The 9,129-nt window shown below is 69.5% G+C and carries 5 protein-coding genes; 3 read left to right on the forward strand and 2 right to left on the reverse strand.

Features of this window, described 5'->3' with window-relative positions:
* Positions 1 to 6: 6 nt before the first annotated feature.
* Positions 7 to 1,986 (reverse strand): DUF2075 domain-containing protein, encoded by a 1,980-nt coding sequence (locus Q4D18_RS01090; protein ID WP_303124941.1) that lies wholly within the window; start codon positions 1,984 to 1,986, stop codon positions 7 to 9.
* Positions 1,983 to 2,324 carry a nucleotide pyrophosphohydrolase gene (locus Q4D18_RS01095; RefSeq protein ID WP_303124943.1) on the reverse strand — a complete coding sequence of 114 codons (342 nt, stop codon included), beginning with the start codon at positions 2,322 to 2,324 and terminating at the stop codon, positions 1,983 to 1,985. The genes Q4D18_RS01090 and Q4D18_RS01095 overlap by 4 nt, the downstream gene beginning before the upstream one ends.
* Positions 2,325 to 2,498: 174 nt before the next feature.
* Here Q4D18_RS01095 and Q4D18_RS01100 point away from each other — a divergent pair, with 174 nt between their 5' ends.
* The 3 genes from Q4D18_RS01100 to Q4D18_RS01110 all read left to right on the forward strand — a co-directional run bounded on the left by Q4D18_RS01100 (position 2,499) and on the right by Q4D18_RS01110 (position 8,962).
* A complete protein-coding gene (locus tag Q4D18_RS01100) occupies positions 2,499 to 5,048 on the forward strand; it encodes a DUF262 domain-containing protein (protein ID WP_303124945.1) in 2,550 nt (849 codons plus the stop codon).
* A 291-nt stretch (positions 5,049 to 5,339) separates the two neighbouring features.
* Positions 5,340 to 6,848 carry a DUF262 domain-containing protein gene (locus Q4D18_RS01105; protein WP_303124947.1) on the forward strand — a complete coding sequence of 503 codons (1,509 nt, stop codon included), beginning with the start codon at positions 5,340 to 5,342 and terminating at the stop codon, positions 6,846 to 6,848.
* Positions 6,845 to 8,962: a DUF262 domain-containing protein gene (locus Q4D18_RS01110; protein ID WP_303124949.1), complete on the forward strand. Its 2,118-nt coding sequence runs from the start codon at positions 6,845 to 6,847 to the stop codon at positions 8,960 to 8,962. Before Q4D18_RS01105 ends, Q4D18_RS01110 begins: the two co-directional genes overlap by 4 nt.
* Positions 8,963 to 9,129 lie beyond the last annotated feature (167 nt).

Raw genomic sequence — 9,129 nt, forward strand, 5'->3', positions numbered from 1 at the left:
GTGTTTTCAGGGACGCGGTCGCCGGGCGGCGCTGTCCCCTGCACGCAACGGCACGCGGGCATCTCCCGGGAACACGTCCGATGCGACGGCCACCTCGGTCCGGGGCGTCGCCATGTCCACCGGCCCGATGTCCCCGGGCCGCCGGCCCGGGGTCACCCCGAACGGCGCCCACGCCGTCCCCGGCTCTTCGATCCCGGGGAACCAGCGGGCGACCTGCTTTCGCAGTCCCTCATCCACCACGTACAGGTACGTGCCGCGCACACCGCGGGTCAGCAGCACGTTGTAGACGTTGATGACGTACTCGCGCAGGTCCTCGTCCGAGTAGGTCCGCCCGAGCATGCCGTTGTCCCGCTTGCCGCGCTTGTCGTGGTAGTTCTCCCGGCGGAAGACCACGCGCTGCGTCGAGTCGTCCCAGGTCAGGTCCTCACCGATGATCACCCCGGCGTAGTTGAGGTCGTAGCCCTGCAGCGTGTGGATGGAGCCCACCTCGTTCACCGCGTCCGAGGAGGTGACCCACTCCTTGTCCGTCCGGTTCCACGGCAGACGCACGCCGTCCAGCTCGATGTCCCAGTCCTGGACGGCCGGCGTCTTCGCCGTTCCCCGGCTCATCCAGGGCCAGGCGTAGCCGGCGGCCAGCCGCGCCAGACCGAACTCGGCCTCCTTCTCCAGCAGGTCCTCCCGCATCTGCCGGAAGTCGCGGTAGAGGCGCAGGTCGTACTCGCCCAGCCCCGGGGCCACCGGGTCCTCCCCGCGCAGGAGCTGACCGAAGAACTCCACGTACTCGTCCGAGGCATCCACCCGCAGCTGCGAGGTCAGCGCATGGAACCGCTTCTCGGTGTGCGCGCGCTCGAGCAGACCGCCCACGGTCGCCTGGTCCAGGTCCGCCGGGCGCACGGTCTGACGCGGGTCCAGCAGGAGGATCTGGTGGACGCTGCGGTCCACGATCCAGTCCAGCTGCGTGTACCGCGGATCGTCCGCCCCGAAGAGGTGCGCGTTGATCTTCGGGTACAGCGCGTTCTGCACGCCGCTGGACTGGCTGGCCCGCAGGTTGAGGCGGTGGGCCTCGTCCACGATCAGCACGTCGTACTTCTCCGCATACTTCTTCTGGCCCACGTCCCAGGGGTCCACCACCATGTCCGGGTGCAGGCCGGGGGTGTGCTTGAACACCGCCTTCAGGGACCGCCGCAGGGACTGCTGGGGCACCACGATGCCGATGGTCAGCCCCTCGGCCTGCGGGTCCACCCGGTGGCGCAGCAGACGCTCGTGGTTCTCCCGCGTGAAGATCGGGTGGAACGCCTCGTCGGTGCTCAGGTCCGTCTCGTCCGGGTCCTCGGTGAGCAGGGCGAGGTCGGCCAGCAGCTTCATGAGGAACACGCCCAGCACGGTCTTCCCGGTGCCCGGCCCGCCCTGCACCACGAAGGGCCCGACGGCGTCGGGGGCCTCCGTCTGCACGATCCCCTCCACGATGGCCGCCAAGGAGCGCTCCTGGTCCGCCGTCAGGGACTTGAAGGGGGAGAGCTTGAACAGCGTGCTGTTGATGATCTGGTCCCGCGACTGCGAGAACACGCGCTCCTCGCGCAGCCGCTCAAAGATCTCCTCGAACATCTCCCGGTACCGGGGCCGGTCGTAGTAGTCGTGCTCCTGCAGCCCGAGGTTGCCGTTGAGCGACTGCCGGCCGCTGTCCCCGCCGAGCAGCCGGATCAGGTAGGACTCCAGGTCCAGCGCCGCGGACTTGTTGAACTCCCCGTGCAGCACCACCCGCATGGTGGTGAGCGCGGCCTTCTTGGGGTCGGCCTGGTGCTGCAGACGCCGGACGAGCGTGTTGGTGGTCTCGCCGACGTACACCTGCTTGGTGTTGTCGATGACGTAGACGGCCGGCCAGTTGCCGAGCCGTTGCTGTGCCTCGGCGGTCACGTCCGGGGGTAGGGCGCCCCGGAACGGGAGCGTCTCGAGGCGGTAGCCGGGGTCCTTCTCCTGGGCGTTCACGACGTCGCTGCCTCCTCCGCGCCCTGCGGCGCCTCGTCCTCGGGCCGGCGGGGTGCCGGGTGCTTCACCTTGGTCTTCACGAGCTTGGCCTGCACGATCCCGTCCACGTCCCAGCCCATGCGGTCTGCGAAGAGGAACGCGTAGGTCAGCACGTCGGCGAGCTCGTCCCGCACCTCTGCCATGTCTGCGCCGTCCTCGGTCCACTGGAAGTGCTCCAGCAGCTCGGCGGCCTCGAGGCAGATGGACTTCGCGAGGTTGGCGGGGGTGTGGAAGCGCGCCCAGTCACGTTCGGCGACGAACGCGCGGAGCTGGTCGAGGGTGTCGTCGTGGGCGGTCAAGACGATCCTCTCTCCTGCAGGGGGTCAGTGGGCGAATGGATCGAACCGCAGCCGTGGCACGGTGTCGGGTGCGCAACTCCATTCTTGCGGTGTCACGCGGGGACAGTCTGGAGGGAGCGAAACCATTCGGGGAAGCCTTGCGGCGGTCAGTCTCGCGCTCAGTAGGCTCAGGCCATGGTCGCCGCACGTGAAGTCACCCTCCAGGAGCTCCTCGGGGGCTCGTACCAGTACACGGTGCCGCTCTACCAGCGGACCTACTCCTGGGGGCGCGCGCAGTGGCAGCGGCTGTGGGAAGACGTGGTGGAGGTGGCCGACCGCCGGCGTGACAACCCCGGCGCCACCCACTTCATCGGATCGCTCGTCCTCGCCGGCTTCCGTGACAACGGTCCCGGCGGGATCCAGCGGTGGCTCGTGGTGGACGGTCAGCAGCGGCTCACCACCTTGACCCTTCTTCTCGCCGCCGTGCGGGACCACCGGGCCGAGCATGAAGGCGCCATGCACGCCGATCGGGTCAATGAGAAGTACCTGGTCAACAAGTGGGAGGAGGGGGACCTCCGGTACAAGGTCCTGCCCACCCAGGCCGACCGCGCCGCCTACCGGGGCCGAATCGAGCGCGCGCCGGATGCGGCGGAGGGGTCGCGGATCAGCGAGGCCCACCAGTTCTTCCTCACCAAGCTCGCCGGGCTCGCCCGTTCTGACCATGACGGCGAGGCCGAATCGCTGAGCCCGGCGGAGGTGGAGTCCGCCGTCGTGGCCGGCCTGTCCATCGTCTCCGTGACCACCGGCGAGAACGACAACGCCCACCGCATCTTCGAGTCGCTCAACAACACCGGACTCAAGCTGACTCAGGGCGACCTGCTGCGGAACTACCTCTTCATGCAGCTGCCCACCCGCGCCGACGAGGTCTACACCACCCTCTGGCTGCCCCTGCAGGAGCTGCTCTCCAACGAGGAGCTCGAGGCCCTCTTCTGGCTGGACCTGGTCCAGGAGGACCCGAAAGCCCGCCAGACGGAGATCTACGCGGGTCAGCAGCACCGCATGCGTGCGATCCAGGGCGAGGCGGACGTGCGGGATGAAGTGGCGCGCTTCCTCGCCCTCGGGCGCCTCTACGACGTCATGCTGCGGCCGGAGAAGGAGACCGACGCGGCCGTGCGGTTCCGCCTCGAACGGCTCCGGGCCTGGGGGACCACCACGACGTTCCCGGTGACTCTGCATCTGCTCGAGCGTCGCTCCACGGGCGACATCGACTCCGCGGAGGTGGAGCGGGCCCTGCTGTCCCTCGAGTCCTATCTGGTGCGGCGCCTGATCTTCGGCCGATACTCGGACGGACTGAACACCACGCTCCTCGCCGCCACCTCGGCCATCAAGGACCAGGCTGACGCGGCCGATGCCCTCCACCGGTTCCTCTCCACGGGCAGAAAGCACTTCGCCTCCGATGAGCAGATCCGGCAGGCCGTCGTGGCCAGCCCGTTCTACACGACCGGTCGTGCCGCGCACCGCAAGCTCATCCTCGGCTGGATCGAGGAGTCCTTCGGGAGCAAGGAGCCTGTCGCCTTGGAGCGGGCGACCATCGAGCACGTGATGCCCCAGGCCCTCTCCGAGGAATGGGAGAACGCCCTCGCCGGCCAGATCGGCGCCGGCCAGGACCTCCGCGAAGTCCATACGGGCCTCCTGCACACCCTCGGCAACCTGACTCTCACCGGGTACAACAGCGAGCTCAGCAACAGCCCTTTCGAGGTCAAACGCGCCGAGCTCGCCAGGAGCGGCATCCGCTTGAACCAGGAGATCGCGGCGCAGCCAGAGTGGGGGCCGCGGCAGATCGAGGAGCGCGCTCGGGCGTTGGCCGAGCGAATCATCACGCTCTGGCCTGCGCCGTCGGAGGTCGCGGCGACAGGGGTGGCGCACACCGCGTGGCAGACACTCCAGGACGCCGTCGCCGCCATCCCGGAGGGTGCGTGGACCAGTTACGGCGAGCTGGCGCGTCTGATCGGAAGCCACGCCGTCCCTGTGGGGGCCTTCGTGGCGAAGACGGCCATGCCGAACGCCCACCGCGTGCTCCAGGCCGCGGGCACGGTCTCCCCGTCCTTCCGGTGGCTGGAGCCTGGCCGGACCGACGACCCCGTCGAGCTGCTGCAAGCCGAAGGGGTGAGGTTCTCAGCGGACGGCCGAGCTGACCATGCCCAACGATTGGACGCCGTGCAACTTGCCGACCTGATGGGGTTGGACGTCGAACTGGACGAGGCCGCCTCGACGGCTGTCGAGGGGAACAGTGCGCATCTGCGGGACCGGTGGGTGGACCGTCTGCGCGAGGAGATCGATCCGGCGGGGGTGGAGGCCTTCGTCGACATTCAGAAGGCGTGGTTCGGAGCCGGCGGGGACGTCCTCTACTTCGATTCTGAGGCGGCCGGCTGCGCGTTGAACGTGGTCCGCCCTGGTCAGCCTGACATCTGGCCCGTGGTCCTCTATCCGAAGTACGGAGCCGAGCTCGTCTTCCAGCACCTGGCCAACCGCGAGCCCTTCACCGACGAGGCGCTGCGTGAGGAGTTCCGGCGGCGCCTCAACCGGGCTCCGGGCATCGATCTGCCGGCGGATGTCCTGCGCCGGCGGCCGAACGTCAAACCGGCGGTGCTGGCTGCGCCGGACTCCCGGGCCCGGTTCATCGAGGCCCTTCTGTGGTTTCAGGAGCAGGCGCGTGGACAGGCGACGGAAAACCCGGACGGTTGACCGCGTTGCGGGAGAGGTTTGGGGCATGCCGTGCGGAATAGGGTCATGCCCAGTACTCGCTGAGATCCGCCGGGAGAGTCTGGCCGACGGCGTCGAACCCGTCACCGGGGCCTGCGCCTACCGCACTCCGGTGGAGGCCGAAGCCGCCTACGCTCACGACCGCGATGTAGGGCCCGTTGCGTCCTAGCCACGCAACGAAACCGAGGGCGCTTCAGTTGACGGGCCCGTGCATCGCCTAGCACCAATGAATCGCGGACGATCTTCGTGATCGCCTCCCCTAGAGTGCCCACCATGGACCCCGTGCGTTCAACGCCCAGCCCCGGCGACCACCCCAACCATCAGGGGCTCACCGCCTCCGTGGTCACCGTCGGCGCGCTCCTGGTGGACCGCCAGCTCCAGATCCCGTCGTATCAGCGGCCCTACTCCTGGGGAGCGGTCCAGGTCAGTCAGCTGGTCGACGACGTCGAGACGTTCCGTCCGTCCGGTGCCTACCGGCTGGGGTCGATCATCGTGCACCGGGACGGTGAGGACTTGGACGTCGTCGACGGCCAGCAGCGCTACCTGACCTTCGGGCTGGTGGCGGCCGCTCTGGCGACCGCACTGCCGGCGGACTCGCAGCAGCGCGACCTTGTCACGGGACTGGTCTCCGGCATCGCCCTGCCGGAACGGTGGGACGGACGGACCGATCAGCGCCTGCGGGAGAACGCGCTGCGCCTCGACGGGATCTTCAGCGCGTGGAGCCACGCGCGTCTGGAGGCGTTCGCGGACTTCTTCCTCCACCGCTGCTCCGTGATCCAGTTGGCCGTCCCCACGCTGGACGAGGCCTTCCAGATGTTCGACTCCCAGAACACCCGGGGCCGGGCCCTGGATCCCACCGACCTGCTCAAGGCCTACCATCTGCGGGAGTTCGCCGGCACTCGGGCATCCGCCGAGGACGTCCTGGCGGCGGTCACCCGGTGGGAGGTCGTCCCGCCGGCGGAGATCAGCCACCTCTTCGGCGACCTGCTCTTCCCCACACTGCGCTGGTCCTCCGGACAGGCTCTGCCGCCAGGCGGATTCGCGGCCGCGGACATCGGCGCGTTCAAGGGCGTCCGCCCCTCCGCGCCGGAGCGCGCACGGCGGTGGGCTCATCCGGTGCTCATGGCCCAGGCGTACGTCGAGGAGTTCGAGGCCCGCCACCGGCGGCTGATCGACCAGGGCCTGATCCCCGCCCTGCCCTACCCCTTTCAGCTCACCCTGCCGGTCATCGACGGGGAGATGTTCTTCCGGATGGTGGAGCACTACGTCCGTCTCACCCGGCGCCTCGGTGTGGCGGAGGCGGAGCCGGCGGTGCGTGAGACGGAGGACCGTCAGCGCGCCGAACGAGGCGCGGGGGAGCAGGCGGTGCTGGACGCCGTCCGCCGGGCGGACACCGGCACCGGCGCCCGCTACGTGCGTCTGCTGTTCGGCTGTCTCCTGCTCGCCTACGCCGACCGCTTCGGGGAGGACGACCTCGCGGACGCTTCGGACCTGCTGGCACGCCACGCCTTCCTGCTGCGGGCGTCCCTGCGGCGCGTGCAGCGCAGCTCGGTCGAGAACCACGCCCTCGGTCAGCACGGGCGGGTCCCCGAACGGCACCGTCTGAACCTCTTCGCCCTGCTCGCCCAGGCCCACGACCCGGCAGAGCTGCTGCGCCGGGACCGGGCGACGATCGACGACGTGGAGGACCGTGACCGCCTCGACCCGGACGATCCGGTCACGGTGATCCTGTCCCCCCACGCCCGCACCGCGACCCCCACGGACCAGGAGGTGCGCCCATGAACGAGGCGTCCGCCCCGGAGGCGCTCACCATCGCCGAGATCCTCGACGGCGAGCGGTACGTCGTCCCCCTCTACCAGCGGGCCTACGCCTGGACCGAGGCGGAGATCGACACCCTGCTCGCGGACGTCCGTCTCTCCCGTCTGACCACGGACACGGACTACTACATCGGCTCGCTGGTCGTGGACACCGGCCGAGACTCGGTCGGCCGGATCCACGAGGTGGTGGACGGCCAGCAGCGGCTCACCACCCTGACGATCCTCTTCGCCGTCGCCCGGGCGGCGCTGCGCGAGGCGGGACTGCCCACCGGCATCTCCGTCTCGGACCTGCCAGTCCCCCGTCTGAGGTTCGAAGGACGGCCGCAGGCCGAGGAGGACCTGGACGCCCTGCTGGAGGCGGGCAACGACGGCGTCGGTGTCGTCGGCCGTCGGCTCGCCGACGTGATCGAGGGGCTCACCGTGGCCGGCATCCGGCGCGCCGCCGCCCGCATGCACGCCGCGCTCGTGCGCGGGCTCGGTCCGGATCCCGAGGAGCAGGGAGAGGTCGTCGTCGAGGTCGATGACCTGCACCATCTGCTCACCCGGGTCCGCCTGCTGCGCACGGCCCTGCCGCCGGGCACGGATCTCAACCACTACTTCGAGGTCATGAACACCCGCGGCGAGCAGCTCGCCAAGCATGAGGTGCTCAAGGCCCAGCTCATGGCGGAGCTACCCCGGGAGCAGCACTCGACATTCGCCCGGGTGTGGGATGCCAGCGCCGTCCTGGACCGCCATCTGCAGCTGCAGTTCACCACGGCCGAGCGGCGCCGGCTCTTCGGACGCAACTGGTGCAAGCTGAAGTGTGAGGACTTCGACGGCCTGCACTCCCTGCTGTCCGACGGTGCGAAGCAGAGGGACGGCGGCGGAACCGGTGCCCCGCAGCCGCGGACCCTGGCGGACGTGCTGGCCGGCGACGTCCGGCCCGAGGCCGCAGCTGCCCGGGCCAGCACGGACGAGGACGACGACGGCACCTACGGCAGCATCGTGGACTTCCCGAACCTGCTGCTGCAGGTCCTGAAGGTCATGTCCGTGAACGACCAGGACCAGCTTCCCCGCCAGCGGTGGGGTGAGGACACCGACCCCGTCCGGCTGGACGACAAGGACCTGCTGCGTCAGTTCGCCGACGCACGAGAGCGCGCCGAGCGCGGCGGATGCGACGCGGCGGAGTTCTCCAGGCGCTTCGCCTTCCGGCTCATCAAGCTCCGGCTGCTGTTCGACACCTACGTGATCCGCACGCGGGCCACGCTCGCCGGCACCCCGGACGAGGAGAACTGGGTGCTGGAGCAGGCGTACCGCCGGACCACCTCAGCGAACGGCAAGGCTCAACTCTCCACGCGCGCCAGCTTCGCCCGGGACGAGGACGGTGTGGACCGGGTCCGCGCTCTGCAGGCGATGTTCCAGGTCACGGACACACGGCGCACGTTCAAGTACTTCCTGTTCCGGATCCTGCTGTGGCTGGACGAGGTGCCCGAGGAACAGCAGAGCATGTCGGTGATGCTCGAGTCCCTCGCCGCCGAACGTCTCTCCCGGTACGACCTGGACGACGTGGCCCACGGGGGCACGCGCGTGCCGAACTTCCTGTTCAACGTCCTCGACTACATCCTGTGGAGTGCGCAGCGGTACCCGGAGTCCGCCGCCGTCGGGACCCTGGATCTGCTGGCCCAGGAGGAGCGGTCGGCGCTTGCCCGGGGTGCGTCCGGCTTCAGGTTCCGGTACCGGACGTCCGTGGAGCACTTCTACCCGGTTCAGCCGTCCCCGGACCACGTGAAGCTGCCGACCGCGGAGGTCGACCAGTTCGGGAACCTGTGCGTGATGACCCGAACGGAGAACTCCCGGCGGAACAACCTCATGCCCATCCCGAAGGTCGGGCAGTTCAAGGCTGACGACCAGAGCCTGAAGTTCTACCTCATGGCAGAGCTGACCACGGCCCCGGAGACGAAGGACGTGGAGGTGGGTGCCTGGACGCCCGAGCAGATGCGGCGCCATGGGGACCGCATGCTGGCCGTCCTACACCGGTGGCAGGAGGCGGTGTCTGTCCAGCGACGGGAGGTGTCACCCTCCTGCCTGGATGCTGAATGACCCGCGGTTCGCCTCCCCCGCCTCTCTTCCCGTCCGCCCCGCCGCTACGCTCGCTCCATGAGGACCGGCCCACGCACCCCGTCCACGGACCAAACACTCCAGGCGCTCGCCACCACACCGGCCCTGCGCCCGCTCGACCCGGCGGAGGTCGCGTCCGTCGTCGCCGC

Origin of the sequence: Micrococcus sp., assembly GCF_030523875.1 — a bacterium.
In the GTDB taxonomy this organism is placed as follows: domain Bacteria; phylum Actinomycetota; class Actinomycetes; order Actinomycetales; family Micrococcaceae; genus Micrococcus.

Excerpts from the sequence above, each read along its gene's own strand:
- Q4D18_RS01100 (WP_303124945.1), top strand. The coding sequence starts at position 2,499 with ATGGTCGCCGCACGTGAAGTCACCCTCCAGGAGCTCCTCGGGGGCTCG.
- Q4D18_RS01110 (WP_303124949.1), top strand. The coding sequence starts at position 6,845 with ATGAACGAGGCGTCCGCCCCGGAGGCGCTCACCATCGCCGAGATCCTC.
- Q4D18_RS01105 (WP_303124947.1), top strand. The coding sequence starts at position 5,340 with ATGGACCCCGTGCGTTCAACGCCCAGCCCCGGCGACCACCCCAACCAT.